The organism is Dactylosporangium sp. McL0621, assembly GCF_049995355.1.
Classification (GTDB): Bacteria; Actinomycetota; Actinomycetes; order Mycobacteriales; family Micromonosporaceae; genus Dactylosporangium.
Window position 1 is genome coordinate 6,760,478 of sequence record NZ_CP188259.1, and the last position, 26,050, is coordinate 6,786,527.

The 26,050-nt window shown below is 74.1% G+C and carries 23 protein-coding genes; 13 read left to right on the forward strand and 10 right to left on the reverse strand.

Annotated features, from left to right (window positions below):
• Positions 1–39 precede the first annotated feature (39 nt).
• From ACPPVO_RS31935 to ACPPVO_RS31955, 5 genes are all read right to left on the reverse strand, one after another.
• On the reverse strand, positions 40–1,008 hold the full coding sequence (locus ACPPVO_RS31935; protein ID WP_426502251.1) for a DUF1702 family protein: 969 nt from the start codon (positions 1,006–1,008) through the stop codon (positions 40–42).
• A 109-nt stretch (positions 1,009–1,117) separates the two neighbouring features.
• Positions 1,118–2,113 (reverse strand): DUF1702 family protein, encoded by a 996-nt coding sequence (locus ACPPVO_RS31940; RefSeq protein WP_426502252.1) that lies wholly within the window; start codon positions 2,111–2,113, stop codon positions 1,118–1,120.
• 52 nt (positions 2,114–2,165) lie between these two features.
• Positions 2,166–2,786, reverse strand: coding sequence for a copper resistance CopC family protein (locus tag ACPPVO_RS31945; protein ID WP_426502253.1), 621 nt, complete (start codon positions 2,784–2,786; stop codon positions 2,166–2,168).
• On the reverse strand, positions 2,786–3,367 hold the full coding sequence (locus ACPPVO_RS31950; RefSeq protein WP_426502254.1) for a hypothetical protein: 582 nt from the start codon (positions 3,365–3,367) through the stop codon (positions 2,786–2,788). The genes ACPPVO_RS31945 and ACPPVO_RS31950 overlap by 1 nt, the downstream gene beginning before the upstream one ends.
• Positions 3,368–3,436: 69 nt before the next feature.
• Positions 3,437–4,498 carry a carboxymuconolactone decarboxylase family protein gene (locus tag ACPPVO_RS31955; protein WP_426502255.1) on the reverse strand — a complete coding sequence of 354 codons (1,062 nt, stop codon included), beginning with the start codon at positions 4,496–4,498 and terminating at the stop codon, positions 3,437–3,439.
• Positions 4,499–4,632: 134 nt separating this feature from the next.
• On the opposite strand from ACPPVO_RS31955, the gene ACPPVO_RS31960 reads away from it, so the two are divergent.
• The 7 genes from ACPPVO_RS31960 (at position 4,633) to ACPPVO_RS31990 (ending at position 13,151) form a co-directional block, all read left to right on the forward strand.
• On the forward strand, positions 4,633–5,682 hold the full coding sequence (locus ACPPVO_RS31960; protein ID WP_426502256.1) for an NAD-dependent epimerase/dehydratase family protein: 1,050 nt from the start codon (positions 4,633–4,635) through the stop codon (positions 5,680–5,682).
• A gap of 226 nt (positions 5,683–5,908) precedes the next feature.
• A complete protein-coding gene (locus ACPPVO_RS31965; RefSeq protein ID WP_426502257.1) occupies positions 5,909–6,439 on the forward strand; it encodes a DUF5987 family protein in 531 nt (176 codons plus the stop codon).
• A 174-nt stretch (positions 6,440–6,613) separates the two neighbouring features.
• Positions 6,614–8,251: an FAD-dependent oxidoreductase gene (locus tag ACPPVO_RS31970; protein WP_426502258.1), complete on the forward strand. Its 1,638-nt coding sequence runs from the start codon at positions 6,614–6,616 to the stop codon at positions 8,249–8,251.
• A 103-nt stretch (positions 8,252–8,354) separates the two neighbouring features.
• Positions 8,355–9,416, forward strand: coding sequence for a carboxymuconolactone decarboxylase family protein (locus tag ACPPVO_RS31975; RefSeq protein WP_426502259.1), 1,062 nt, complete (start codon positions 8,355–8,357; stop codon positions 9,414–9,416).
• Positions 9,413–11,038 (forward strand): DHA2 family efflux MFS transporter permease subunit, encoded by a 1,626-nt coding sequence (locus ACPPVO_RS31980; protein ID WP_426502260.1) that lies wholly within the window; start codon positions 9,413–9,415, stop codon positions 11,036–11,038. The genes ACPPVO_RS31975 and ACPPVO_RS31980 overlap by 4 nt, the downstream gene beginning before the upstream one ends.
• Before the next feature lie 334 nt (positions 11,039–11,372).
• On the forward strand, positions 11,373–12,215 hold the full coding sequence (locus ACPPVO_RS31985; protein ID WP_426502261.1) for a helix-turn-helix domain-containing protein: 843 nt from the start codon (positions 11,373–11,375) through the stop codon (positions 12,213–12,215).
• Positions 12,216–12,512: 297 nt separating this feature from the next.
• Complete coding sequence (locus ACPPVO_RS31990; RefSeq protein WP_426502262.1) at positions 12,513–13,151, forward strand: MerR family transcriptional regulator; 639 nt, start codon at positions 12,513–12,515, stop codon at positions 13,149–13,151.
• A gap of 25 nt (positions 13,152–13,176) precedes the next feature.
• Here the strand turns inward: ACPPVO_RS31990 and ACPPVO_RS31995 are convergent, their stop codons facing one another.
• Together ACPPVO_RS31995 and ACPPVO_RS32000 are read right to left on the reverse strand one after the other, a co-directional pair.
• Positions 13,177–13,980 carry a TIGR03084 family metal-binding protein gene (locus ACPPVO_RS31995; protein WP_426502263.1) on the reverse strand — a complete coding sequence of 268 codons (804 nt, stop codon included), beginning with the start codon at positions 13,978–13,980 and terminating at the stop codon, positions 13,177–13,179.
• A 144-nt stretch (positions 13,981–14,124) separates the two neighbouring features.
• Entirely contained in the window at positions 14,125–14,574 is a 450-nt protein-coding gene (locus ACPPVO_RS32000; protein ID WP_426502264.1) for an SCP2 sterol-binding domain-containing protein, read from the reverse strand.
• A gap of 172 nt (positions 14,575–14,746) precedes the next feature.
• On the opposite strand from ACPPVO_RS32000, the gene ACPPVO_RS32005 reads away from it, so the two are divergent.
• A complete protein-coding gene (locus ACPPVO_RS32005) occupies positions 14,747–15,352 on the forward strand; it encodes a dihydrofolate reductase family protein (RefSeq protein ID WP_426502265.1) in 606 nt (201 codons plus the stop codon).
• Between the two features lie 356 nt (positions 15,353–15,708).
• Here ACPPVO_RS32005 and ACPPVO_RS32010 read toward each other — a convergent pair whose 3' ends face one another.
• On the reverse strand, positions 15,709–15,885 hold the full coding sequence (locus tag ACPPVO_RS32010; RefSeq protein ID WP_426502266.1) for a hypothetical protein: 177 nt from the start codon (positions 15,883–15,885) through the stop codon (positions 15,709–15,711).
• Between the two features lie 58 nt (positions 15,886–15,943).
• Between ACPPVO_RS32010 and ACPPVO_RS32015 the strand changes: the two genes are divergently transcribed.
• Positions 15,944–16,891, forward strand: a complete 948-nt coding sequence (locus ACPPVO_RS32015; protein WP_426502267.1) for an LLM class flavin-dependent oxidoreductase — start codon at positions 15,944–15,946, stop codon at positions 16,889–16,891.
• Between the two features lie 1,035 nt (positions 16,892–17,926).
• Here ACPPVO_RS32015 and ACPPVO_RS32020 read toward each other — a convergent pair.
• Together ACPPVO_RS32020 and ACPPVO_RS32025 are read right to left on the reverse strand one after the other, a co-directional pair.
• Positions 17,927–18,736: an LLM class flavin-dependent oxidoreductase gene (locus tag ACPPVO_RS32020; RefSeq protein ID WP_426502268.1), complete on the reverse strand. Its 810-nt coding sequence runs from the start codon at positions 18,734–18,736 to the stop codon at positions 17,927–17,929.
• On the reverse strand, positions 18,729–19,403 hold the full coding sequence (locus ACPPVO_RS32025; protein ID WP_426502269.1) for an alpha/beta fold hydrolase: 675 nt from the start codon (positions 19,401–19,403) through the stop codon (positions 18,729–18,731). Before ACPPVO_RS32025 ends, ACPPVO_RS32020 begins: the two co-directional genes overlap by 8 nt.
• 84 nt (positions 19,404–19,487) lie before the next feature.
• Between ACPPVO_RS32025 and ACPPVO_RS32030 the strand changes: the two genes are divergently transcribed.
• From ACPPVO_RS32030 to ACPPVO_RS32045, 4 genes are all read left to right on the forward strand, one after another.
• Positions 19,488–20,579, forward strand: a complete 1,092-nt coding sequence (locus ACPPVO_RS32030; protein WP_426502270.1) for a LysR family transcriptional regulator — start codon at positions 19,488–19,490, stop codon at positions 20,577–20,579.
• Positions 20,580–20,648: 69 nt separating this feature from the next.
• Positions 20,649–21,590 (forward strand): NAD(P)-dependent oxidoreductase, encoded by a 942-nt coding sequence (locus ACPPVO_RS32035; protein WP_426502271.1) that lies wholly within the window; start codon positions 20,649–20,651, stop codon positions 21,588–21,590.
• Positions 21,591–21,641: 51 nt separating this feature from the next.
• Positions 21,642–22,058, forward strand: a complete 417-nt coding sequence (locus tag ACPPVO_RS32040; RefSeq protein WP_426502272.1) for a hypothetical protein — start codon at positions 21,642–21,644, stop codon at positions 22,056–22,058.
• Positions 22,055–26,029: a tetratricopeptide repeat protein gene (locus tag ACPPVO_RS32045; protein WP_426502273.1), complete on the forward strand. Its 3,975-nt coding sequence runs from the start codon at positions 22,055–22,057 to the stop codon at positions 26,027–26,029. Before ACPPVO_RS32040 ends, ACPPVO_RS32045 begins: the two co-directional genes overlap by 4 nt.
• The last annotated feature ends 21 nt before the right edge of the window (positions 26,030–26,050 follow it).

Here is a 26,050-nt window from a genome sequence, read left to right on the forward strand (position 1 = left end):
TCTCCTCCCGCGGCCACCACACCGCGCAGTTGGCTCGCCTCAGCGGCCGACGGGTACGAACGCATCCCTGATTCGCTGCCGCCAGACCTCGTAGTCGGCGATGTCGGCGCGCCCGGGCAGCTGGACCCGCGTCTCGTCGGTCACCTTCGCGGCCTCCGCGGGCGACATGCCGCAGAAGACCTTGGTCGCGACTTCGTTGTGCGGCACCAGCAGGTCGGCCCGCAGCCGGGCGGCGGCCGCGAAGGCCGACCCCTGCGCGATGTCGACCGCGTGCGCCCCGGCCGCGTCGCGGAACCACTCCAGCTCCGCGGCGTCGGCGCCGCCGGCGTAGGTGGCCGCGAGGCCCGCGCCGGAGTACAGGTCGGCCCGCCGGTGCGGCGCGAACTTCGCGAACAGCTCGACCACGCGCCGCGGCTCGGTGCCGGCCACGAACCACGTCGCGCGGCCGACGCCCTGGTCGACGACGCGGTTGGCGTAGTCGCCGGGTCCGCCGCCGGGCCAGGCGAAGCGGTCGTCGCGGTACTGCTCGTACACGTAGCGGCGGGTGCGGAAGTAGGCCTGATGGAACCCGTAGCCGTCCAGCACCAGCCAGCGCAGCAGCGGGTCGGGCATGTGCAGCGTCGGCCACCGCAGTTTCGGCACCCGGGCCATCGCCCAGCCGACCCCGACGTAGGCCATGTAGACGTGCCGGTCGGCGCGGCCCCGCAGGAACTGCTCGACGTGGTCGCGGCGGCCCAGTGGCAGCCCGTCGCGGACCGCGTAGCCCATCGCCGCGCCCTCGTAGGCGAAGCCGCGGAACTCGGCGTTCACCCGCTCCAGCCCGGTCTCGGCGTCGAGCGGCCGCCTGGCCTCCGCCGCCAGCGCATAACCGCGCAGAAATGACTCACCGACCGTTTCCAGCCGGTGCCGCGCTTCCGGGCTCTTCACGTGAAAGCCCCGGACCTCGAGTTTGGTCTCCGACACGTTCGGTGTCAGAACACGACGCCTCAGCGATCGCCAATAGCTCATTACGCCCCCTGGTCGAGGAAGTCACAACCATCATCATTGGTATCGATGGAATCGTCTTCTTCGCCCTTGCGGGAAACGACGAACAATGGAAAGTGGATAACGCTTGTTACTACTTCGAGGGCGTGGTGGCGACCAGGAAATGGTCACGGACGCGGCTGCGCCACACCTCGTAGTCCGGCTCGGCGGTGCCGCCGGCCAGCCCGCCGGTGGCGACGTCGTCGGCGAGCTCGGCCGCCCAGGCCGTGGACATGTCGCAGAACGCGCCCGTGGCCACCTCGGTGTGCGGCGGTACGAACCCGGAGAAGACCCGGGCCTTGGCCGCGAACACGGAGCCCTGGGCCAGGTGTGCGCCGTCGGCGCCGGCGGCGCGGCGCATCAGCCGGAGCCCCTCGGCGTCGCAGCCGCCGGCGAACGTCGCCGCCAGGCCCACGCCGCTCCACAGGTCGGCCCGGCGCTCGACCGCGAAGCGCTCGACCGCGCTCACCACGTCGGCCGCCTGGCCGCCGTGGATGAACCACAGCGCCCGGCCGACGCCCTGGTCGCAGGCGCGGTTGAAGTACCCGGAGTGCCCCTGCCACGGGTAAGGCTCGAACCGCTCCTGCCGCCCGACCCAGCGCGGCGTCTGGAAGTAGGCGCGGTCGAAGCCGTACCCGTCGACGGCCAGCCAGCTCATCGTCGGGTAGTACGGGGTGCCGGTGAGGTCCGGCAGGACCTTCTTCCACAGCACCCGCGGCAGCCGGGCCATGGCGAAGCCGATGCCGATGTAGGTGAGGAACGTGTGCGGCAACCCGGGCCCGCTCAGCAGGTCCCGGGCGCGGTGGCCGCGGCCGGGGCCCATCGCGTCGAGCACCGTGCAGGCCATCGCCGCGCCCTCGTAGGCGAAGCCGCGCATCTCCGGCTCCACCAGCTCCAGGCGGCGCTCCAGCTCCCACTGGGAGCGCATGTCGATGCCCCATTCGAAGCCGCAGATGACGGCCTGGGGAATCGCCTCCAGCCGCCTGGTCGCGGCGGTCGCCGGGGCCGGGAAGCCCCGTTCGGCGAAGGTCACCTCGAGCAGGGACGGAGTGAGCGCCAGCCTGCGCAGCGAGCCGAGCATGGTGGGCATGGTGGTCCTCCCGCGGTCCGGCCGCCGCCGGCCGGCGGCACCCGACCCATCGTCACGCGCCGATGGGCCCGGTGCCGCCTCCTGCCGTGCGGTCTCGGCGCCGTGGCCGGCGCAGCAGCACGATCGCGACGACGACCAGCAGGACCAGGTCGAGGGCGAGCAGGCCCAGGCTGAGCGGGTCGTCGCCGCCGTGCACGTGCCCGCCGTCGCCCTCCGCCTCGGCCGGCGGGCCGCCGGCGGCCGGCGCGGGCCCGGTGCCGGACACGGTGAAGCGGGTGATGCCGGACAGCTCCCGGCCGTCGGCGAGCAGGACGTGGTAGCCGACGAGGTACTCCCCCGTCGCCGTGATGGACACCGCGACGGTGATCGCCGAGCCGTCGCGGCGCACGGGGCCGGTCGTGACGGACGGCCCGCCGCCGGCCGGTGCGACGGTGAGGTGCATCTCCCGCGGCTCGAAGCCGCCCGTGAACACGGCGGCGACGCGCGACGGCGGCGCGCCGAGCACGGTGCCGTCGGCCGGGTCGGTGCCGGTGAACCGGGCCGGGGGGTCAAGCAACGCAAGGGTGGCGACGGTGATCGCCACCGCCGCCACCACGAACCCGCCCAGCATTCGCCGCACCGGCCCCGGCCGGGCCGGTGCGGGCCTGACCCCGGCCCCCGAGGGCCGCGTCATCACGCGACCGACAAGGCCGGTGCCCTGGTACCGGCACAGGCGCACGTCGCCTGCTGGGCCTCGGCCCGGTTCGGGCGCATGTGCAGCCAGACCGCGACCACCATCGGCAGGAACACGATGGTGTTGTAGAACAGGTGCAGCTCGACGCGCGGGAACACCAGCTGCAGCACGCTGGTGGGCACGGCCCGGCCGAAGAAGAACGTGCCGGTCTGGGCCTGGATGAACAGCAGCAGGTGCTCGATGTGGTGCCAGAACTGGATCGCGAACGCCACCATCCACCAGATGCGGGCCCGGCCCACGAACCCGCCGCGCAGCAGCCACAGCCCGACCAGCATCACCAGCGCGTAGCCGTAGTGCAGCCACTCGGACGTGACGAGCCACGGGTACGCCAGCCCCAGCGCGCCCTTGGACTTCGGCACCGGCCAGCCCAGGACCCAGATCTGGTACGCCTGGGTGAGGTGCTCGGCCCAGTGCGCGAGCACGATCACCATGAAGCCGTTGAGCGCGAGCCGATGGCCGCGCCCGCTCAACCACTGCGACAGCCCGCCCCGGTACGGCTGCGCCTCTGCCCTGCTCACCATCTGGCCTCCTCGCACGGTTTGCCGTCCACCCTGCCGGTCGGGGCGGGCCGAAACTTCTTCGAAAGTGCGCTACCGCAGGGACGCGGCCTGCTGGCGGGCGCCGACCAGCGCGGCGGCCGCGTAGCCGGCCCACGCGGCGGCGTCGACGAGCGTCGCGTCGTGGGGGTGGTACCGCCGGAACTCCTCCACCACGTCCTCGTCGACCTGGTACGACGCGAGGGCGGTCAGCAGCGCGAGCCGTCCCGCGGCCCGCTCCGCCGGCGGCAGCCCGGCGATGAGCTCCTCGCACCACGCGGTGCTGATCCCGGTCTCCTCGCCCCGCCACCGGTCCAGCCGGTCCAGGACGATCGCGCGGACCGCGGGCGGCAGCGAGCGCTCGCCGGCGGCCTCGAACGCGGCGTAGGACCGTGCCGCCGCCGCGGCCACCTCCGGGTGCGGCGCGGCCCACCCCGCGTTCGCCGGCAGGGCGGCGTCGGGCAGCAGCGCCAGCGACCGGCCGGCCTCGCGGGGTGCGCGCAGCGTGGCCCGCAGGATCCGGCTGATCCCCTGCTTCGCCCGCCGCCGGGAGCGCCGGCCCAGCCCGGGCGGGAGCAGGAAGCTGGACAGGAACACGTTCACCATCCGGGTCAGGTAGTGGAAGCTGACCACCACCCCGGTCAGCTCGGCGCGGGCGGCCGGCGTCAGCGCCGCCGGGGCCGGGTCGTCGAGCTGGTGCGCGGTGCGCGCCCAGGCGGCGACGGCGCGCTGGTGCGGGTCGGCGAGATCCTCGACGCGGTCCGCGGCCAGCGCCTCCGCGTCCTGCTCGGTGGACAGGTCGTACAGCGAGACGCTGTGCATGTCGACGCAGTACGGGCAGATGTTGGCCACCGAGACCGCCGCGGCGACCGCCTCCTTGGTCGACCGGTCGACGTGCCGGGTCGGCATCAGCGGCTCCCGCATGAGCATCCAGTACGCGGCGAGCACGTCGGGCGAGGGCGAGTGCAGCAGGGCCGGCGGCACGACGATGCGCATCTCGTCGGCGACCTGTTCGTACACCCGGGACACGAGGCCGGCCGCGGACTCCACCGGCACCGGCACGACATATTTGACCTGACGCTGGACGACTGACGACGCCACTCGACCGACGATCATCGCTGCCTCCTTCGGCTGCAGCCAGTATTTGCCGTCCGGGAGCCCGGGCAAGGCCTGCGGGCGCGACACCGCACGATGCGAGAACCACCCGGCGGCCGGGCTGGCGATGATTGGCGCACGTAGAGGAGGCGGCGATGCGGATCCTGGTCACCGGCGGAACCGGGTTCATCGGGGCGCACTCGGTCGCCGCGCTCCTGCGGGCCGGTCACGAGGTGCGGATGCTGGTGCGGAACCCGGCGGCGGTCGCCCCGGCGCTGCGGCCGCTGGGCGTGGACGCGGCCGAGGTCGGCACGTCCGCCGGGGACGTCACCGACCGCGACGCCGTGCGGCGGGCGGTCGCCGGCTGCGACTCGGTGCTGCACGCCGCGGGCGTGTACAGCTTCGACAGCCGCGACGTGGCCGCGATGCGCCGCGTCAACGCGCCCGGCACCGAGGTGGTCCTCGGCGCCGCCCGGGCCGCGGGGCTCGACCCGATCGTGCACGTGTCGACGTTCGGCGCGCTGCTGCCCGGCCCGGACGCCGGTTCGGGCGCCCCGCTGAGCACCGCGGCTCCGGTCGGCACGGCGCGCGATGCCTATCTGCGCACGAAGGCCGACGCCGAGCGGATCGCCCGCCGGCACCAGGACGACGGGGCGCCCGTCGTCATCACCTACCCGCCCGCGGTGCTCGGCCCGCACGACGACCGCCTCGGCGACCAGGTCACCCGCCTGCGCAACGCCCTGCGCGGCCTGATGCCGATGTGGCCGTACGGCGGCTTCCCGATCGGCGACGTCCGCGACACCGCCGCGCTGCACGCCGGGCTGATGCGGCCGGGGCTCGGTGCCCGCCGCTACTTCGGGCCCGGCCGGTACGTGTCCACCCGGGACTACGTGCGGACGCTGCGCGAGGTCACCGGGCGCACCTTACCGACGGTCTTCCTGCCCGCCCGTGCGATGCTGCCGATCGGCGCGCTGGTCGGGGTGCTGCAGCGGGCGGTGCCGGTGCACCTGCCGGCCGAGCACGGCGCCGTCTACCTGTGCGCCACCGCGCGGCCGTACGACGCCGCCGCCACCGACGCGCTGCTGGGCACCGGGGCCCGGCCGCTGTACGTCACGATGGCCGACACGGTGGCCTGGCTGCACGCGACCGGCCGGCTGGGCCGCCGCCTCGCCGGCCGCGCCGCGCGCATCTCCGAAACGGTGTGACAAAGCGCAACGCGCAACGGCAACGCAGAAGATGCACCCCGATTCAGGCTCCCGCGACGATGGTCCGGCACCAGAAGAACCGATCCGCGCGGCGCATCGCCGGCATATTCGCTCACCATTCCGCCCGTGTGGAAATACCGGTTCACAGCCCCCGAGCCGAACCACCCACGAACAGGAGGGGTATGCCGTGCAACCCGGTGTGCCAGAAACGGATCCGACGCGGACGATGACGCTCGAGGCGTTCGCCGACACCATCGTTCCCGGCGAGCGGCGCTCGCCGGACGACCGCGCCATCGCGGGTGTCGCCAGCGGCGGCGGCGCGGTCGCCTCGGGCGCCATCGAGCTCCTCGAACAGCCCGCCGGTGGGATCGCGGACGCGCTGGAGGGGCTGGCCCTCACGCTCAACGACCACGCGGAGGACTACGCCGAGGAGCGCGGCCTGCACCTCGACGACGACGTGCCGGCGTTCGTGGCGCTGTCGTACGAGCACCGCGCCGCCCTCGTGCAGATCCTGACCACGCCCGGGCACCCGGAGAAGCAGCTGTGGGTCGGTCTCGCGCTGTTCAGCAACATGGCCTTCGACAGCGCCGCGCACATGAGCACCCACGACGCGTTCGCCGCCGGGCACCCGGGCCTGCTCGCGATCGGCTACGCGCGCCCCGACGCCGACGGGCTGTTCCGCTTCCCGCGGTTCTCCTACGGCCGGCCGCTGGCCCGCCTCCACCCCGACACGACGGCGACCGGGAGCCCGGCATGAGCGGTACGGAGCGAAGCGGAGTGGCCGCTCATCAGCAGGCACAGGTCTCGTCATGGCGGGGCCGGAGCGAAGCGGAGGTCCCGGCATGAGCGGTACGGAGCGAAGCGGAGTGGCCGCTCATCAGCAGGCACAGGTCTCGTCATGGCGGGGCCGGAGCGAAGCGGAGGTCCCGGCATGAACGCAACGGAGGAGACCGACGTCCTCGTCATCGGCACCGGCTTCGGCGGCGCGATCGCCGGCTACCACCTCGCCGCCGGCGGCGCCCGCGTGGTGATGCTGGAGCGCGGGCCCTGGCTGACGAGCGAGGAGTTCGACCACGACTTCAAGCTCGGCTCGTCGTACACCCGCATCTTCGACTTCGTCGTCGGCGACGGGATGAGCGTGCTCGGCGGCAACTGCGTCGGCGGCGGCAGCGTCGTCTACTTCGCCACGATGCCGCGGGCGCCCGGGTTCATCTTCGAGCGCCGGGGCAGCATCGGCCGGCGCATGTGGCCGGCGGCGGTCAGCCGGGCCGCGCTCGACCCCTGGTACGACCGCGTCGCCGAGGCCCTGCCGATCACGATGCAGTCCTGGGACAAGGTGCCGTACGCGGGCGGGCTGTTCGCGGCCGCCTGCGCGCACGCCGGGCACACCGCCAACCCGGCCCCGTCGGCGGTCGACGTCGAGCTGTGCACGAACTGCAACTGGATGATGGCGGGCTGCCGGTTCGACGCGAAGCGCTCGCTGCTGCTGAACTACCTGCCGGCGGCGCTCGCCCACGGCGCGCAGATCCGGCCGCTGCACGAGGTGCAGCGCCTGACGCGCAACGACGACGGCGGCTACCGGGTCCACTACCGCATCGTCGACGGCGAGGACTACCGGATCCTGCACGACGCCGGGGCCATCGACGCGAAGATCGTGATCGTGGCGGCCGGTACCGGCGCCACCCCGGTGATCCTGCAGCGCTCCGAGCCCGACCTGGGCCCGATGCCGCACGCGGTCGGCCGTTACTTCTCCGGCAACGGCGAGCGGCTCAACACCGCCGTCTTCGACGAGGACCGCGTGCGCGAGGTGCTCGGCCTCAGCCGCGGCGACGGGCCGGCCTACGCGGCCAACCAGATCGGCCGCGGCCCGACCGTCGCCAGCTGGGACCGGCTCGACGGCTCCCTGCCGGAGTTCGAGCGGTTCTCCCTCGAGCAGCTGTACTTCCCGCCCGGCCTCGGCACCATCCTCGCCCAGGTGCCGGACGCCACCGGCCCCACCTGGTTCGGCCCGGAGAAGAAGGAGATGCTGCGGCGCTGGCAGTCGTGGCTGACCGTGTTCACGATGTCCGAGGACGACAACGAGGGCGTCTTCGGGCCGCCGCCGGAGACCGGCAACGCGCACCGGTTCTCGCAGCAGATGCTGGGGCACGGGCCGCTGCGGTACCACCCGACGGGGAACACGTGGCGCGGGTGGAACCTGGCCGACGCCGCGGTGAAGGACATCCTCGAACGGGACGGGCTGGCGCGGGTGATGCCGTGGACCAACGATCTCGTCGGGGCGTACACGGTACACCCGCTGTCGTCGTGCCGGATCGGTGACGACCCGGCCACGTCGGCGCTGGACGACGGGCACGAGCTGCGCAACCATCCGGGCATCTTCGTCACCGACGGCTCGGCGGTGCCGGGCGCGCTGACCGTCAACCCGGCGCTGACCATCGCCGCGCTGGCCGAGCGGGCCATGCCCGGCATCGTCGCGGCGCTGCAGGCCCGCGGGGTCGCCGTCTCCTACGGCGCCCCTGCACCCAACGGAGAAACGGCGGGCCGGCGAGCCGTCGCCCCCACCGCCTGAAGCGGATCGATCCGGGGCACCGGCGGCACTGCCGTCGGTGCCCCGACCCATGTGCGGCGCGAACCCGCGCCGCATCGCAGAGAGAGGAAGTCCCGTGGGCCAGATGCTCGTTCGGGCGACGCGCCGCGTCGGCCTCGCACACGTACGCCACGTCAGACCGGTCGCGCGGCGCGCCGCCTCCGGGCTGGTGTCCGAGGTGTACGACCAGGTCGAGGCCGACTTCGGCATGCTCGCCCCGCCGGTGGCGCTGCACGCCCCGGCCCCGCTGAGCCTCGCCGCCGCCTGGATGGTGGTGCGCGAGACCCTGCTGTGCGTCGGGGCGGTCGACCGGAAAGCGAAGGAGGCGGTGGCGGCGGCCGTGTCGGCGGCCAACGCCTGCCCGTACTGCGTCGAGGTGCACGGCGCCACGCTCGCCGGCCTCACCGGCGGCCCGGACGCCGAGGCGATCGTCGCGGGGCGCACGGAGGCCGTCACCGACCCGCGGCTGCGCGCGCTCGCCCGCTGGGCCCGCGACGGCGGCCCGCTGCCGGAGCCCTGCCGGGCCGTGCACGTGCCCGAGCTGGTCGCCACCGTCGTGACGTTCCACTACCTCAACCGGATGGTGAACATCTTCCTGCACGAGTCGCCGCTGCCGCCGGTGTCCGGGCCGGCGCGCACGGCCGTGCGGCGGGTCGCCCGGCGCATCATGGGCGGCCTCGCCAGGCACCGGCCGGCGCTCGGCACGTCGCTTCCCCTGCTGCCCGAGGCGCCGCTGCCCGCCGACCTGTCCTGGGCCGCCGGCCAGCCGCACGTCGCCGGGGCCCTGGCCCGGGCCGCCGCGGCGATCGAGGCCGGCGGGCGGCGCGTCGTGCCCGACGGCGTGCGGGGGCTCGTGCTGGAACGGCTGGCCGACGGCGGCGGCCCGGCCCCCGGCCTGTTCGTGCGGGACTGGCTCGAGCCCGCGGTGGCCCCGCTGCCGGCGGCCGAGCGACCGGCCGGGCGGCTGGCGCTGCTGGCCGCGTTCGCCTCGTACCGGGTCACCGACGCCGTCGTGGCGGACTTCCGCGGCCAGGGCCACGACGACCGGGCGCTGATCGAGCTCGTCTCGTGGGCGAGCCTGACGACCGCCCGGCAGCTCGGGCACGACCTCGCCGCCGCCGGTGCGGGGAAGGAGGGCTCCCGGTGAAGACCCGGTCCGGCCCCTGGCCGGCGCTGCTGGTGCTGTGCCTGGCCAACTTCCTGATCCTGCTCGACACCAGCATCGTCAACACCGCCGCCCCCGACATGATGCGCTCCCTCGACGTCGGCATCGACGAGATCCTGTGGGTGCTCAACGGCTACCTCATCGCGCTGGCCGCGCTGCTCATCGTCTTCGGCCGGCTCGGCGACCGGGTCGGGCCCCGGGCCGTGTTCGCCGGCGGGCTGGCGCTGTTCACGGCCACGTCGGTGTGGTGCGGCGCCGCCCCCGACCCGGCTCAGCTCATCGCGGCCCGCGTGGCCCAGGGCGTGGGCGCCGCGGCCCTCCTGCCGCAGGCGCTGGTGCTCATCTCCGGGCTCTTCCGCCCCGAGCGGCGCGGGGCGGCCTTCGGCATCTTCACCGCGGTCGCCGGCGTCGCCGCGGTCAGCGGACCGACGGTGGGCGGGCTGCTCGTCACCGAGTACGGCTGGCGGTGGATCTTCTTCATCAACGTGCCGATCGGGCTGGCCGGCATCCTGCTGACGTTCCGGTTCGTGCCGGACCTGCGCACACCGCGGCCGAGCCGGTTCGACCTCGTCGGGGTGCTGCTGGCGACCCTGGGCCTGGTCGGTGTCGTCTACGGCCTCATCGAGGGCGGCCGCCACCACTGGGGGCGGGTCGCGGGCCCGGTGAGCATCCCGGCGATCCTGGCGGCCTCGGTCGCGCTGCTGGTGCTCTTCGTGCTGTGGGAAAAGCGTCAGACCGAGCCGTTGGTACCGTTGGAGCTGTTCGCCCGCCGGAACTTCACCGTCGCCACGCTGATCACGCTGATCACGTCGTTCGCGCTGTACGGGTTCCTGCTCGTGTTCGTGCTGCAGACCCAGACGCTGCTCGGCATGAGCCCGTTCGGCTCCGGCGTGGCGGCGCTGCCCTGGACCCTCACGCTCAGCGCCGTGGCCCCGCTCGCCGGGCGGCTCGCCGATCGGATCGGCAGCCGGCTGCTGCTGTGCGGCGGGCTGGCGGCCTACGCGCTGGGCGTGCTGGGGGTGGCCTTCCTGCCCTCGCGCACGTCGGGCGCCGCGGTGTTCGTGCTGCCGCTGGTGCTCATCGGCATCGGCATGGGCAGCGCGATCGCGCCGACGACGGCCGAGGCGATGCGCGCCACGCCGCCGCACCGGGCCGGGGCCGCATCCGCGGTGCTCAACACCGCGCGGCAGGTGGGCGCGGCGCTCGGCGCGGCGGTCGTCGGCGCGGTCCTGCAGGACCGCCTGGCCGCCTCGCTGCGCCAGGCCGCCGCCGACCGGGCCACGCAGCTGCCGCCGTCGGCCCGCGGGCCCTTCGTCGACGGCTTCGCCGCGGCGGCCGATCGGGGCCTGCAGCTCGGCAGTGGCCAGCACGGCGGGGTCCGGACCCCGGACGGGCTTCCGGGCGACCTCGGCGGCCGCTTCCAGCAACTGGTGGCCGACACCTTCGGTCAGGCATTCCTGCCGGCCGCCCGGCCCACCCTCGGAGTGGTCGCCGTGGTGTTGTTCGCCGGGAGTCTGCTCGCCCTGGCCGTCACCCGGCCCATTATCACAATGGGCGAGTCCGAAGTCAATGAAGCACGTAAATCCGCGGCGGTAAATGAGTAGTGCGGAACCGGATGTGGTTCGTTCTACTATCCGGCAGATCGACCTAAACGCAGAAAATGGACGCGGCATTCAGGGCCACCCGCCCTGGTCACCGACTTCACGATTGCGGTCCATGCACTCAGCGCTTTCACACCGTTGCTCACCCGTCATCCCTCGGCTAGCCTCAACGCCAGACGAGACGGAACCCGGTTCGATCGTCGCGAATCAGACCTCACGACATTCGGCACCGTCGATGTCAATAGGGTCCAGCAATTCACATTACCGTCATGTTTCGGAGCATGCCTTCCCGCGTGTCGAAAGACAACCGTGTCCAACTCGGTCGATCGGAGGAGATATGGAGGAATCGGCGGAGCAAGCAGTGCGCCGGGCCATCACCACCATGCGGGCGAATTTGAGTGAGCAACTCACGGTGGATGACATGGCCCGGGCCGCGATGTTCAGCAAATTCCACTTCACCCGCATTTTCCAGCGGGTGACCGGAGTATCGCCAGGGCGCTTCCTGTCGGCCCTGCGCCTGCAACGCGCCAAGTATCTGCTGGTCTCCACCTCCCTCAACGTCGCCGACATCAGCCTGCGGGTCGGCTACAACAGCATCGGCACGTTCAGCTCCCGGTTCAGCCGCAGCGTCGGCATGTCACCCACCACCTACCGCCGGCGGGCCGGGTTCGCCCAGCAGATCCAGACCGACCCGGCCTGCGTGCTGGTGCAGTCGAGCGCACGCGTCGAGGGGGTCGTGCACGCCCCCGCCGACCAGACCTGCGGGCTCGTCTTCATCGGCCTCTTCCCCGAGCGCATCCCCGAGGGCACGCCGGTGCGCTGCGCGATCCTGACCGGGCCGGGGCCCTTCGGCTTCGACTCGGTACCGCCGGGCACCTGGCATTTGCTGGCGCAGTCCGCATCGCGGGAGTGCGCCACCGGCGCCTTCGACAGCGTGCACCAGCCGCCCAGCCAGCCCATCTGCGTGGCCACCGAGGGCCCGATCGCGGTCCGCAAGGACTCCGTCATCCGGGCCGACGTGACGCTCAAGCCGCTCAAGGCGCTGGACCCGCCCGTGCTGCTCGCCCTGCTCGACGTGCGGCAGCTGGCCGTCGCCCGGGCCGCGGGCACCATGCCCTCACTGGTGGGCACCGCGGCGCGGGCCGCGAACGAGCACCACGCGAGCAGCACGGCGGCGTGAGTCCGGGCGGAGGCCGGCGTGGCGGCCGCCCGGCAGGGGCGCAACCCAGAAGACGACAACTTCGACAAATCCCTATAGGGTGAGGGGTATTCGGACGCCGTACCGGGCCCACGCCGTACCGGGCCCACGCCCGCGCCGGCGCCCCCGGCGTGCCGGACGCACGCCGGCGGTGGGCCGCGCCCCGGCCCGCGGCGGCATATCCGACATATCGCACATCAATGACTAGCCATTGATCCTCGACAATGTGGGGAATTACACTGCTGGATCAGTGAGGCCGACCATGGGGGAGGACGTCGCGTGCGCATCTCGGATCTTAGCCGACATACAGGCGTGCCGGTCGCGACGATCAAGTTTTATCTTCGTGAGCGGCTCCTTCCTCCGGGTAGATCCACCAGTCGCAATCAGGCCGTGTACGGCGAGCAGCATCTTCGTCGATTGTGGCTCATTCGTGCGTTCACCAGTATCGGCCGTCTGGACCTGTCTTCCGTGCGAGAATTACTCAACGCAATAGAAGACCGGCAACTGCCCCTGCCCAACCTTTTCGAGGCGGTCAACCGGGTCCTGTTCTCCGAGGAGCCGGCGTTGAGCGCCACCAAGAAGGCGCAGGCCGACATCGACGAATTCATCGACGGTCAGGGCTGGCTGGTGGCCGACGACTCACGCGGCCGGACCCAGCTCGCGCTCGTCGTGACGGCGCTGCAGCGGCTCGGCTGCGCGACCGACATCGACTTCTTCACGCCGTACGCCGAGGCCGCCAACGAGCTGGCCCGGCAGGAGCTCCGGCTGCTGGACACCGGGTCCGCCGCCGGCCGTGCGGAGGCGGTGGTGCGCACGGTACTGCTCGAGGTCGCCTTCACCGCTATGCGCCGGATGTCCCAGGAGCACCAGGTGGCGGCCCACTGCCACGAGTGCGCCCCCGACCCGGAGCCGAGCTGAGGGTCGGGGGCGGCGAACACGAGCACTACCGCTGCGACACCGTGAACTGGCCGGCGGCCCGGCCGGCGCCGGCGGGCCCGCGGTACGCCTGCGCGATGTCGAGCCACTGCTCGGCGTCCGCACCGGTCGCGGCCAGGGCGAGGTCGCCGCGGTGGCGCCGCCGGGTGACCAGCAGGCAGAAGTCCACGGCCGGCCCGGTGATGCGCTGGGCGGCGTCCGGCGGCCCGAACGTCCACACGGCGCCGGACGGGGCGGTCAGCTCGAAGCCGAACTCGACGTCCGGGGCCGTGAGCCCGCGCGCGATGTAGCCGAAGTCCCAGACCCGCACCGCGAACTCGACGAGCACCCGGACGCGGTCGGTGTAATCCCGGCGGACGCCGAGCGCGTCGGCGATGTCCTGGCCGTGGCCGAACAGCTCCATCATCCCGGCCGCGGCGAGGACCCGGGCCGGCAGCGGCCGAACGAGCCACGGCACCAGCTGGTCCGGCGGGAGCGCGCCCACAGCGGCCTCGGCGCGGCCGCGCTCGGCCCGCCAGCTCTGCAGCAGCTGCCCCGGCGGCTGGGCGAGGAACGGCGCGAGCGCCGCGTCGACGTTGGCGTTGAAGTCGGGCCCGAGCCGCGACGCGAACGCGGTGAACTTCTGCGGGTCGGCGGCCGCGAGCGCGGCCATCCGGAACACCGCCGACAGGTGGGCGATCTGGTGCGCGACGGTCCATCCGGGCGCGGGGGTCGGGGTGGACCACCGGCTCTCGTCGAGATCGGCCACCAACCGGTCGACGTCGTTGCCCTCGGCGATCAGGTGGGAGACCACGTTCGGCTGCTCTGTCACGGGTTTGCCCTCTCTGGCACTCGGTCATCAGGCCGCCCCCGCACTGCATCGGCCTCGGCATGACCGCGGCTCGAGTCGCCGTCACGGTCGCTCGAGCATGCGCCGGCGCGGGTGGCGCTGTCTTCTCCGTGATTGCTGTATCGGTCAGGCCTTCGGGATGTCGAACAGCCGCGGAATCCGGGTGGCGAGGGGGATGTCGCCCGCGGCCTTCAGCTTGCCCGTCATGAACATGGCCATCGGGTGCGCGTTGCCGGTGACGAGGTTGAGGAAGTCGAGGGCCCCGACGGTGAGGGTCAGCCGCGGCTGGCGCGCCGGGTGGGCCGACAGCCGGCAGGTGCCGCCGGAGATGACCAGCTCGTAGGTGTCGGCCCCGCCGTCCGGCCGGTCCCCCACCGTCCAGTGGATGACCGCCTCCATCGCGCCGGCCCGGTCGGCCCGGAACAGGCCGGGCATCCGCACGAAGATGCCGTCGAGAAAGACGCCGCGGCGCTCGCCGCCCATGACGTCGCGCAGCTCGCCGGTCGGGGTGCGCTTGATCAGTTGCGCGAACGCGCGCGGCTCCATCGTCGCCGGATCGGCCTCGGCAGCGGACATCGGCGTTTCCCTCCTCAGCGTTCGCGCACAACGGATCAGAACTTGATTCTCCGAGGGCGCCACGGCCGCTGCCTACTCCGATGTTGCGGACACCGATGACTTTCCGTGCGCGGCGCCGTCTCAATGAAGGAGTCTGTCAACGACCACGGACGGACAGTCGGAGGGGAAGCGCATGGGTAAAGTCACGGTGGCTCTGGCGGTGTCGGTCGACGGCTTCATCGCCGGGCCGAACGACGGCAGGAAGCACCCGTTGGGTGAGGGGGGCGAGGCACTCTTCGAGTGGTATTTCAACGGCGACACACCCAGCCGTCACTACGACCGGTTCCGCCTGTCGAAAAAGAGCGCGGACTTCTTCGACGCGGGTCTCGACGCCTCCGGTGCGGTCGTCACCGGGCGGCGGACCTACGAGATCGCCAACGCGTGGGAGGGTGACGGCCCCGTTCCCGGCCTGCCGGTCTTCGTGCTCACCCACAAGGCCCCGGCCGAGCCGGTGAAGGGCTCGGTGCCCTACACCTACGTCACCGACGGCATCGAGAGCTGCATCAAGCAGGCCAAGAAGGCCGCGGGCAGCAAGGCGGTGGCGCTGACCGGCAGCCAGTCCGTCCAGCAGGCCCTGGAGGCCGGGCTGCTCGACGAGGTCCAGCTCTCCATCGTGCCGATCCTGCTCGGCGGCGGCGTCCGCCTGCTGGACAACATCAGCGAGCAGACGAAGCTGGAGACGGTCGAGGTCATCGACGCACCGGGCGTCACGCACATCACCTACAAGGTCCTGAAGTAGCGAACCGGCGCCGGACGGTCTCCGGACCGTCCGGCGTCCGGGCCTCACCCGTTCAGGAATCTCGCGGAGCCGCTCGTCGAGCCCCCGGGCGCACGCGGCCGGGTCGTCGCCGTCGATCACGCGCGCGAACGTCTCGGCGATCGGCCGCCACGCCTGCGTCATCCGCGGGTGCACCGGCATCAGCAGGCCGTGGCCGGGGTCGCCGCGTAACGCCCGCAGGTCGCCGTCGCCCGCGTCGAACCGGCGCAGGCAGCTCGGCGTGGCGAGCCGGCTGGTGAGGGTGCGGGCGACGTCGGTCCGGGTCAGGTAGTCCGGCATCAGGTCGCGCGCGACGAGCCGGTTCGCGCCACTGCGGGTCAGCAGGAAGCCGCGGACGGACACGGCAGGAACTGCTCGCGCTGCTCCGCCGCCAGCGCGACGGGCTCGATGACGATCCGGAACGTCCGGTTGGCCACGACCACGGCCACGCCGGCGAACAACAGCGCCAGGACCGACGCCGGCGCCGACCGCCAGCCCGGAACATCACCCCACATCAATCCACGATCGCACGTTGCAACCTGGCTGACACCCCGGATGTGGCAGGCTTGCCGCATGACACGAGTCGGGGTGATGCTGCCGCGGGACCTTCCCGCGGACCGTGTGCTGTCCTATGCCCGCCGGGCCGAGCAGCTGGGCTTCGAGGAGCTCTGGGTCGTGGAGGACCTGGGATTCCGGGGCGGCGTCGCCCAGGCCGGGGCGGTGCTCGCGGCCACGTCGCACATCGTGGTCGGCATCGGGATCCTGCCGGCCGGGGCGCGCAACGCCGCGTTCGCCGCCATGGAGCTCGCGACCCTGGCCCAGCTGTTCCCCGAGCGCCTGATCGCGGGCATCGGGCACGGGATGCCCGACTGGATGCGGCAGGTCGGCGCGCGACCGGCGAGCCCGCTGACGCTGCTGCGCGAGTACACGGTGGCCGTGCGGGCGCTGCTGCGCGGCGAGCCGGGCCCGGCCGCGGGGCGCTACGTGCAGGTCGAGGGCGTGGTGATCGGCGAAACCCCGTCGGTGGTACCGCCGGTGGTGCTGGGCGTGCGCGGCCCGAAGTCGATCGCCATCGCCGGCGAGGTCTCCGACGGGCTGCTGCTGGCCGAACCGTCCGCCCCGCCCTACATCGCGGACGCGATCGAGCGGTTCGCGGCCCCGTCGCCGATCGTCATCACGTACGACGCCGCGGCCGTCGGCCCCGACGGGCGCGCCGCCCGCGACCTGGTGCGGCCCGGCCTGGCCTGGATCGGCGAGCCGGACTGGGCCCCACACCTGGCCCCGCTGCCCTTCGCGGCCGAGCTGGCGCAACACCGCGCGGCGGCCGCGAGCGGCCCGGAGTTCGCGGCCACGCTGCCCGACGCGTGGGTGCGGGAGCTGTCACTGGCCGGGACGCCCGACGAGGTGCGCGCGCAGATCGCGGCCCGGCACGCGGCGGGGGCGACGAGCGTCGTGCTGATCCCGGCCGAGCCCGACCCACTCGACGCCCTCACCCGGCTCGCGGGCGTCTTACAGCGTTAAGGCCGCGTCACGCACCACACCGCGGGCACGACAAGCGACACGCTGAACCCGGCCGAACCCGACCCGACCCGCACGACACAGTGACTCTGCTGGCCGGCGTGCTGGAGCGCTAACGCCGCATCGCGCAGCACACCGCGGGCACGACAAGCGACACGCTGAACCCGGCCGAACCCGACCCGACCCGCACGACACAGTGACTCCGCTGGCCGGCGTGCTGCAGCGCTGACGCCGCATCGCGCACCACACCGCGGGCACGACAAGCGACACGCTGAACCCGGCCGAACCCGACCCGCACGACGCACTCACTCGGCTCGCCGGCGTGTTACAGCGTTAAGGCCGCGTCACGCACCTGGTTCAGGGACTGCGACTCCGGCTCGAACTCCGTCAAGCGGGGTTGGACTCGCACGCCATCAGCAGCCAGGTCGCGCGCGCCGGCACCAGCGGGACCGGTTCGGCGCCGGGCAGCCGCTCCGCCGTGACGTCATGCGGCGACGAAGAGCGCTATGGCCGCTGCGTGCACCACGGCGCGGGCGGGACGTGCATCGTGTCGACGCCGCGCGCGACGTGCGCCGTGTCGACGCCACAGGCGCGACGTGCGCCGTGTCGACGCCACAGGCGCGACGTGCGCCGTGTCGACGCCACAGGCGCGACGTGCGCCGTGTCGACGCCACAGGCGCGACGTGCGCCGTGTCGACGCCACAGGCGCGACGTGCGCCGTGCTGATGTCGCCCGAATCCCACCCGCACGACGCACCTACCCGGCTCGCCGTCTTGCTGCAGCGCTATGGCCCGTCACGCACCACACCGCACACGTGGCCCAGGGACAACGACTCCAACTCGCCGCCGCGCCGCAGCGCCACGGCCCGTCACGCACCACGCCACGCACGTGGTCCAGCCCCGCCGTGCCGCAGCGCTACGGCCGTCGCGCACGCGGTCCAGGGACAGCGACTCCAGCTCGCCGCCGTGCCGCAGCGCTACGGCCCGTCGCGCACACGGTCCAGGGACAACGACTCCAGCTCGACGCCGCGCCGCGGCGCTACGGTCCGTCGCGTACCACGCCGCGCACGTGGTCCAGGGACAGCGACTCCGGCTCGAACGCCGTCAGCAGCCACGTCGCGCCCGCCCTCACCAGCGGGGCCGGGTCGGCGCCCGGCGGGCGTTCGGCCGCGATGTCGTACGGCGCTGTGGGGTCGGGCCGCATTGCGGTGACGGTGGCGACCGCCTCCGCCAGCTGGTCGGCGTGCTCGAAGTTTACTGGGAAGAAGCCCTGGTGCCGGGCCGCGCGGCGCAGGGGTTTCGCGGCGCCCGGAAAAGCCGCCACCCATATCGGTACCGCCGGCCCCTGCACCGGTCCCGGCCGGAACTCGACGTCGTCGACGAGGTAGTGCGCGCCTCGGTGGCGTACCGGCGAACCGGACCAGGCGGCCGCGAGGATCTCCAGCGCCTCGTCCAGCATCTCGCCGCGCCGGCGGTCGTCCGGCTCCTCGCCGAGGCGCGACAGCTCGCCGGACGCGTCGCCGCCTATGCCCACGCCCAGGGTTAGGCGGCCGTCGCTCAGGCGGTCCAGGGTTGCGGTCTCGCGGGCCACCTTGGCCGGGCGGCGGCGCGGCAGTGGGGTGACCATCGGGCCGATCCGCAGGCGCGAGGTGCCCGCCGCGATCGCCGCCAGCGTGACCCACGGGTCGGCGACCGACCTCACGGGCGCGCGCCACCGCACGTGGTCCCAGACGAAGAACCCGTCCCAGCCGGCCTCCTCCGCCGCCGCGGCCAGGCCGGTCACGGTCACGGGATCGGCCAGTTCGTCGAAGAGCGGCAGCCAGATCGCCGACCGCGGGCCGCTACGCATGGCCGTGCAGGAGGTCGGCCAGCGCGGCCGGGCGGCTGAGTGCGCCGCAGTGGCCGGCGTCGAGCTCGTCGGGCGTTACGCCCAGCCGCTCGGGGGCCAGCCGCCGGAACAGTTGCGCCGGGAAGCAGCGGTCCTGCCGGAAAAGCACAAATCTCGTCGGTACCCCGGGCCAGGCGTCCAGCGGCCAGGGCTGCGCGTAGGCCGGCTCCGACGGGTGTGCGCGCTCGCGGCGGAGGGCCTCCTCGGCGAGCGGCCGGGGCACGTCGTGGTAGTAGCAGACGTACGGATCGTCGCTGCCGGTCAGCCCGCCGTCCCGGGCCGCCTGGGCGCGTACCGCATCCTGGTAGCCGACGTTGGCCCACCAGTCCGCGGGCCGCTCGCCGGGCGCGGGGATCATCCCGGCCACGAGCACGAGGGCGCGGGCCGCGAGCCGGTCGGCCACCAGCGGCGCGGTGAACGCGCCGAACGAGTGCGCGGCGACGATCGCGTCCGGACGGTCGCCGGTGGCCGCGAGCACCGCGGCGGCGTAGGCGTCGAGGTCGGCCGACTCGGCGTCCGGCAGGTCGGGGGCGACCACGTCATGGCCCCGGGCGCGCAGCTCGGCGGCCACGAGGTGCCAGGACCAGCCGGAGTCTCCCGCCCCGTGAATCAGTACGAAAGTGGTCATGCCTGTCACGCTAACCGCGGCGAAGCATGCTGAAAAACGATTGGTTCCGATCAAAGCAATCGTACTGGCCGATAGGATGGCGACGTGACGGACGTCGATCTGCGCCATCTCGCCACCATGGCCGCCATCGTCGAGGAGGGGTCGTTCGGACGGGCGGCGGCGCGGCTCGGGTACACCCAGTCGACCGTGAGCCAGCAGGTCGCCGGGCTGGAGCGGGCCGTCGGCGGCGCGGTGTTCGACCGGCCGGGCGGGCCGCGGCCGGTGACGATCACCCCGCTGGGGCGGGTCGTGCTGGCCCACGGGCGGGAGCTGCTGAGCCGGGCCCGGGCCATGGCCGACGCCGTCGACCGGTTCCGGGCCGGCGAGGGCCGCGTGGACATCGGCACGTTCCAGAGCCTGTCCACCGTGATCCTGCCGCGGCTCGTGCGGCGGCTCCGCGCGGAGTACCCCGACTGCGACATCCGCCTGTTCGAGGAGGAGACGGACCCGCCGCGCGTCGACGACCTCGACCTGGTCTTCTTCGACGGGCGGGCCGCCGGGAACGTCGAGCACCGCAAGCTGCTCGACGACCCGTACGCGCTCGTCGCCCGCCGCGGCGCCTTCCCCGACGGCCCGGTGCCACTGCGCGCGCTGCACGACGCGCCGATGGTGGCGTGGCCCGCCGTGTGCGACCAGCCCCGGGTGGAGGAGGCGTTCGCCCGCGCCGGCGTGCGGCCCCGCAACGTGTTCCGCACGACGAGCAACGAGGCCGTGCTGTCGATGGTGCGGGCCGGCATCGGCTCGGCGGTCCTGCCCCGGCTGGTCCTCGAGGGCGTGCACGAAACGCTCGGGGGCGTTCACGAAACGCTCGGAGGCGTGCACGAAACGCTCGGAGGCGTTCACGAAACGCTCGGAGGCGTTCACGAAACGCTCGAGGGCCGTTCACGAAACGCTCGAGGGCTTCACGAAACGCTCGAGGGCGTTCACGAGACGCTCGAGGGCGTTCACGAGACGCTCGAGGGCGTTCATGAGACGCTCGGGGGCGCCGGCGAGACGCTGGCCGTGCACGAGTTGCGACCGGCGTTCCCGCCGCGCGAGATCTACCTGCTCTGGCCGGCCGGGCGCACGCAGTCCCCGCTCGCGGCGCGGGCGATCGAGCTCGCGACCGAGGTCACGGCCCGGTACCGACGCGAATGAAGGGCGCACGGGGTGGCGGCCGCCCGACCGCCACCGCCACGCCGGAGAACGGGCCGTAGGTTCGGGGGCATGAAAATGCTCCTGCCGACCAGCATCGATCTCGACGTCGAGCTGCCGTCCGATGTCGTCGCCGTCGGGTACGCCGTGGACCGGCCGGTGCCCGACGAGCACTGTGACGCCGAGGCCCTGGTGGTCTGGGGCAACCCGGCCGACCAGCTGCTCGACTCGGCGCGGCGGCTGCGACGGTTGCGCTGGGTGCAGACGCTCGCCGCCGGGCCGGACGCGGTACTCGCGGCAGGGTTCGACCCCGGCGTCGTCATCACCGCCGGGCAGACGTTGCACGACACGCCCGTGGCCGAGCACGCGCTCGCGCTGATCCTCGCCGCGGCGCGCCGGCTCAACCTCGTGATCCGCGCGCAGGTCGGCCACCGGTGGGCCGGGGAGCTCGGCGGGCTGCAGCCGGTGGCCCCGGCCGGCACCTTCCGGACCCTGCGCGGGGCCCGGGTGACGATCTGGGGGTTCGGCGGCATCGCGGCCACGCTCGCGCCGCACCTCGCCGCGCTCGGCGCGACCGTCACGGGCATCGCGCGGCACCGCGGCGAACGCGGCGGCGTGCCCGTGCTGCTCGGCGACGACCTGCCGGCGGTACTACCGGCGACCGACGTCCTGGTCATGATCCTTCCGGGCACCGCCGAGACCCGGCACGCGCTCGGGGCCGAGCGGCTCGCGCTGCTGCCGGCCCACGCCTGGGTGATAAACGTCGGTCGCGGTTCGGCGGTCGACGAGGCGGCGCTGCTCGCCGCGATCCGGGCCCGGCGCCTGGCCGGGGCGGCGCTCGACGTGTTCGAGACCGAGCCGCTGCCGGCCGGCTCCGGGCTGTGGGACGAGCCGAACGTCATCATCACGCCGCACGCCGCCGGCGGCCGGCCGATCGGCGCGGCCGGGCTGATCGCCGGGAACCTGGCGGCGCTGCGCACCGGGGCGGCCCTGCGCAACGTCGTGCCGCGGTAACCACCGAGCGGTACCGATGCGTAGTGGCCGCGGCCACGTATCGTGAGTGACGTGGATCCGGTGGTGACCTCGTTCGGCGCCGCGCTCGTGACGGCGATGGCCACGCACGAGTGGTCGCGGGCGCACGCGGGCGTCGTCGCCGTCTGGCGGCGGTACCGCCGCGAGGACCCGATCGCCGCCGACCTCGACGCGCTGCGCGAGCGGGTGACCGCGGCGCGGCGGGCCGGCCGGGCCGAGGTCGAGGACGCGCTGGTGCGGATCTGGCAGGCGCGCGCCCTCGAGCTGCTGATGGACCACCCCGAGGCCGGCGACGAGCTGCGGGCGCTGCTCGAACGGGTCCCGGCGCCGGCCCCGGCCGCCTCGGCCCAGGTCACGATCGGCCGCGTCACGATGCGCGGCGAGGCGCACGGCACGAGCACCTTCAACCAGTTCGTGGGCGACCAGCACTACCACGACCACCGGCCATGAGCGGGGCGCCGCGCGAGCCCGGCGTCACCCTCACGGGGCAGTCGTTCGGCGGCACGTTCAACCAGTTCGCCGGGGACCAGTACAACATCATCGTGGCGGGCGCGACTCCCCCGCCGCCGCGGATGCGCACGCTGCGGGCCGACATCGCCACGTTCACCGGGCGCGACGAGCAGATCCAGCGGATCCTGGCGGGCATCGCCGACGGTACCGCGAGCATCTGCGCCCTCGACGGCATGCCCGGCGTCGGCAAGACCGCCCTGGCCCTGCGGGTCGCGCACCGGATCGCCGACCGGTACCCCGACGGGCAGCTCTTCGTCGACCTTCACGCGCACAGCGCCGACCATCAGCCGGCCGAGCCCGCCGAGGTCCTGGCGGTACTGCTGGCCGCGGCCGGGGTACCCCCGGAGCAGATCCCGGCCGCGACCGACGAGCGGGCCGCGGCCTGGCGGGACCGGGTCGCCGGGCGGCGGATGCTGCTGCTGCTCGACAACGCGGCCGACGTCCGGCAGATCGCCGCGCTGCTGCCCGGGGCCGCGTCGTGCCTGGTGCTCGTCACCAGCCGGCAGCGCCTGGCCGGGCTGCGCCGGGACTACGGGGCGACCCTGCTCACCGTCGACACGCTGCCGGTGCCCGACGCCGTGGCGCTGTTCGCCCGCGTCCATCCGCGCCCGCTGCGCGCCGACGAACACGCCGCGGCCGAGGCGCTGGTGCGGCTGTGCGGCCGGCTGCCGCTGGCGATCACCATCGTGGCCGCGGGGGCCGACGCCGAGGCCGGGCACGTCCGCGACCTGCTCGCGGACCTGGAGTCGGCCCGGGACCGGCTGGCGGGCATCGACGCGCACCTCGAGGACGGTACCGTCGGCGTCGCATCGGCGTTCCAGCTGTCGTACGCGCGGCTCGGCGCGGACCGGCAGGCGGTGCTGCGCCTGCTCAGCATCGCGCCCGGCGGCGACATCGGGCCGCCCGCCGTCGCCGCCCTGACCGGCCTGCCCCTCGACGAGGCCCACCGCCGGCTCCGGGAGCTGCACACCCACCGGCTGCTCGAGCAGTTCGGGCATCAGCGGTACGGCCTGCACGACCTCGTCGGGCGCTACCTGCGGGCGAAGGCCGAGCCGGGCGAGGGCGACCCGGCCGTCGAGCGGCTCCTCGCGCACTACCAGGCGCTGGCCGCCCTGGCCAGCGACCAGTTGAGCGGGTACAGCATCCGCACCGGCAGCACGGCCCCGCCCGACGCGCCGGACCTGCTCGGCTTTGCCGGCGCCGCGGCCTGGATGCGGGCCGAGCGCGGCAACCTGCTGGCCGCCCTGCGCTGCGCCGAGGAGCGCGGCTGGCCGGAGCGGGCGGAGGACCTGACGTACAGCTGCGTCACGGTGGTGAACCTGGACGGGCCGCTGACCCTCGGGATCGAGCTCGTGGAGCGGTACAACACCGCCGCCCGCCGCCGCGGGAACCGCCGGAACGAGGCGTGGGCGCTCGGGCAGCTGGGCTCGTTCCGCAGCCGCCTCGGCGACTATCCGGCGGCCCGGGAGAACTTCGAGGCGGCGGTACTCATCCACCGCGAACTCGGCCAGCGTGAGGTGGAGGCGTGGGCGCTGCACGAGCTCGGCGTCGTCCAGGCCCTCACCGGCACCCCGGGCACCGCCCTGGCCACGCTCGAACAGGCGCTCGCGATCAGGCAGGAGACCGGCAACGCGGCCGGGCAGGTCTTCACCGCCAACATCATCCGCGCCGTCCGGCTCGCGGTGAGCCGCGAGTTCGACGGCGACCCCGAGCTGGAGCAGGCGGTGGAGGGCCGGCGCGCCGCGGGCGACCACGCCGGCGAGGCCACGGCGCTGCGGGCCTGGGGCGTGCTGCGGCGCTTCCACGGCGACCCGGCGGCGGCGGTACCCCTCTTCGAACGCGCGCTCGCCGTCCGCCGGCGGCTCGGCGACCGGCTGGGCGAGGCCGACCTCCAGGGCCAGCTCGCGGCCGCGCTGTCGGCGACCGGCGAGCACGCGGCCGCGACGGCGCACCTGGAGACGGCCCTCGGCACCGCGCGCGAGCTGGCCGAGCGCAGCGTGGAGGCGGACCTGCTCCGGCAGCTCGGCGAGACCCGGACGGGTGGCGGGGACCACGCCGGCGCGGCCGAGGTACTGCGCGAGGCGCTGGCGATCGTCGAGGACCTGGGCAACCGGCGGGCCGAGACGCAGGTGCTCAAGGCGCTCGGCGAGGCCCACCGGGCGGCCGGGCGGTACGACGAGGCGCGGCTGGCGCTGCAGCGCGCCGCGACGATCGACCGCGACAACGGCAACCTCTACGACGAGGCCGGCACCTCCGGCCGCCTCGCCACGGTGCTGCGGCAGTCGGGCCGCCCGGCCGAGGCCGCCATCGCGCTCGAGCGGGCGGTCGAGGCGGGCACGCGCTCCGACAACCGGCGCCAGACCGGATGGGCCGCGGCGGAGCTGGGGGCGGTCCGGCGGCTGCTCGGCGACCTGCCCGCCTCCGAGGCGGCCCTGGCGCGCTCGGTCGCCGTCCGCCGCGACCTCGACGACGCCGCCGCCCTCGGCTGGTCGCTGCACGAGCACGGGGTCGTCCTGCGCCTGCTCGGCGAGTACGCCCGGGCGGCGCCCGAGCTGCGGGAGGCGCTCGACGTGCGCCGCCGCCTCGCCGACCGCGCCGGCCTGGGCGAGACCCTGGCCGAGCTCGGGCTGCTGTGCCTGCCGATGGGCCGGTGGGCGGAGGCGGGCGAGGCGTTCGCGGAGGCCCGGCTGATCGCGGCCGAGCTGGGCCACGCGGCGCGCGAGACGTGGTGCGGGCGGCAGCTCGCCCAGGTGCGGCTCGGCGGCGGCGACCGGGACGGCGCGGTGGAGCTGTTGCGGGAGGCGGGCGCGCGGTTCGCGGCGGCCGGCGACCGGGCCAACGCGGCCGAGGTCGAGTGCGACCTGGGCGTGGTGTGGCGGACGGGCGGGGACCACGACCGCGCGGCCGGCGCCTTCGAGCGGGCGCTGCAGGGGGCCACGGGAACCGGCGAGTTGCGGGTGATCGTGGAGCGGGCCAACCAGCATCTCGCGCGGGCCGACTACCCCGCGGCGGTGCGGGACCTGAACCGGGCGCTGCGGCGCTGCCGGGCCACCGGCGACCGGTCGTCCGAGGCGTGGGTGCTCACCCAGCTCGGCCTCGCGCACCAGGGGGCGTCGCGGTACCGCGCGGCGCTGCGGGCGCTCGAGCGGGCGCTCGACCTCCGCGTCGCCCGCGGTGAGCGGGCCGGGGAGGGCTGGGCGCGCTGCTTCCTGGCCGGTGTCCGCCGGCTGCTCGACGACCTGCCGCGGGCGAGCGCGCTGGGCGAGGCGGCGCTGGAGATCTTCCGGGCCGTCAGCGACCCGTTCGGCGAGGCGTCCGCGCAGTTCGAGCTCGGCGTGCAGCGGCGCCTGGCCGGTGACCTCGACGGGGCGGCCGAGTGGCTGCGGCAGGCGCACGACGGGTACCGCCGACTCCAGCCGGAGCCGTATCCGGGCATGCTGTGCGAGCTCGCCGTGGTCCACCGCGAGGCGGGGCGCTTCGACGAGGCCGAGCGGCTGCTCGAGTCGGCCCTGGCCCGGTCCCGCGCCACCGGGGAGCCGCACCGGGCCGCGTACGTGCGGGCCGCCCTCGGGGCGTTGCGGCTGGCCCAGGGGCACGACCTCGCGGCCGCGGCCGACCTCGCGGCCGCGCTCGACACCTACGAGCGGGTGGGCGACCGGCGCGGGCAGGCCGAGGTCCTCAACCTGCAGGGCCGCCTGCTGCTGCGCCGGGACGACGCCGAGGGCGCCCGCGCGCGGCACCACCGGGCCCTCGCGCTGGCCGTCGCGGTCGGGTCGCCGCTGGAGCGGGCCCGGGCGCTGGCCGGCGCGGCGCGGTGCGCGGACGAGCTCGGCGACCCGGCGGGCGCGGCCGGCCACCGGGACGCGGACCGCATCCTCCGCCGCATCGGTATGGTCGACAGCGTCGATTGATCGCCGGGCCCGGAAACTCAA

What these genes read in the sequence shown, in the direction of transcription:
- ACPPVO_RS31955 (WP_426502255.1), bottom strand. Translation starts at nt 4,498, where the DNA reads ATGATCGTCGGTCGAGTGGCGTCGTCAGTCGTCCAGCGTCAGGTCAAA.
- ACPPVO_RS31965 (WP_426502257.1), top strand. Translation starts at nt 5,909, where the DNA reads ATGACGCTCGAGGCGTTCGCCGACACCATCGTTCCCGGCGAGCGGCGC.
- ACPPVO_RS31935 (WP_426502251.1), bottom strand. Translation starts at nt 1,008, where the DNA reads ATGAGCTATTGGCGATCGCTGAGGCGTCGTGTTCTGACACCGAACGTG.
- ACPPVO_RS31940 (WP_426502252.1), bottom strand. Translation starts at nt 2,113, where the DNA reads ATGCCCACCATGCTCGGCTCGCTGCGCAGGCTGGCGCTCACTCCGTCC.
- ACPPVO_RS32010 (WP_426502266.1), bottom strand. Translation starts at nt 15,885, where the DNA reads ATGTGGGGTGATGTTCCGGGCTGGCGGTCGGCGCCGGCGTCGGTCCTG.
- ACPPVO_RS31985 (WP_426502261.1), top strand. Translation starts at nt 11,373, where the DNA reads ATGGAGGAATCGGCGGAGCAAGCAGTGCGCCGGGCCATCACCACCATG.
- ACPPVO_RS31950 (WP_426502254.1), bottom strand. Translation starts at nt 3,367, where the DNA reads ATGGTGAGCAGGGCAGAGGCGCAGCCGTACCGGGGCGGGCTGTCGCAG.
- ACPPVO_RS32045 (WP_426502273.1), top strand. Translation starts at nt 22,055, where the DNA reads ATGAGCGGGGCGCCGCGCGAGCCCGGCGTCACCCTCACGGGGCAGTCG.
- ACPPVO_RS32020 (WP_426502268.1), bottom strand. Translation starts at nt 18,736, where the DNA reads ATGCGTAGCGGCCCGCGGTCGGCGATCTGGCTGCCGCTCTTCGACGAA.
- ACPPVO_RS31975 (WP_426502259.1), top strand. Translation starts at nt 8,355, where the DNA reads ATGCTCGTTCGGGCGACGCGCCGCGTCGGCCTCGCACACGTACGCCAC.
- ACPPVO_RS32000 (WP_426502264.1), bottom strand. Translation starts at nt 14,574, where the DNA reads ATGTCCGCTGCCGAGGCCGATCCGGCGACGATGGAGCCGCGCGCGTTC.
- ACPPVO_RS31945 (WP_426502253.1), bottom strand. Translation starts at nt 2,786, where the DNA reads ATGACGCGGCCCTCGGGGGCCGGGGTCAGGCCCGCACCGGCCCGGCCG.
- ACPPVO_RS32025 (WP_426502269.1), bottom strand. Translation starts at nt 19,403, where the DNA reads ATGACCACTTTCGTACTGATTCACGGGGCGGGAGACTCCGGCTGGTCC.
- ACPPVO_RS32015 (WP_426502267.1), top strand. Translation starts at nt 15,944, where the DNA reads ATGACACGAGTCGGGGTGATGCTGCCGCGGGACCTTCCCGCGGACCGT.
- ACPPVO_RS32005 (WP_426502265.1), top strand. Translation starts at nt 14,747, where the DNA reads ATGGGTAAAGTCACGGTGGCTCTGGCGGTGTCGGTCGACGGCTTCATC.
- ACPPVO_RS32035 (WP_426502271.1), top strand. Translation starts at nt 20,649, where the DNA reads ATGAAAATGCTCCTGCCGACCAGCATCGATCTCGACGTCGAGCTGCCG.
- ACPPVO_RS31960 (WP_426502256.1), top strand. Translation starts at nt 4,633, where the DNA reads ATGCGGATCCTGGTCACCGGCGGAACCGGGTTCATCGGGGCGCACTCG.
- ACPPVO_RS31970 (WP_426502258.1), top strand. Translation starts at nt 6,614, where the DNA reads ATGAACGCAACGGAGGAGACCGACGTCCTCGTCATCGGCACCGGCTTC.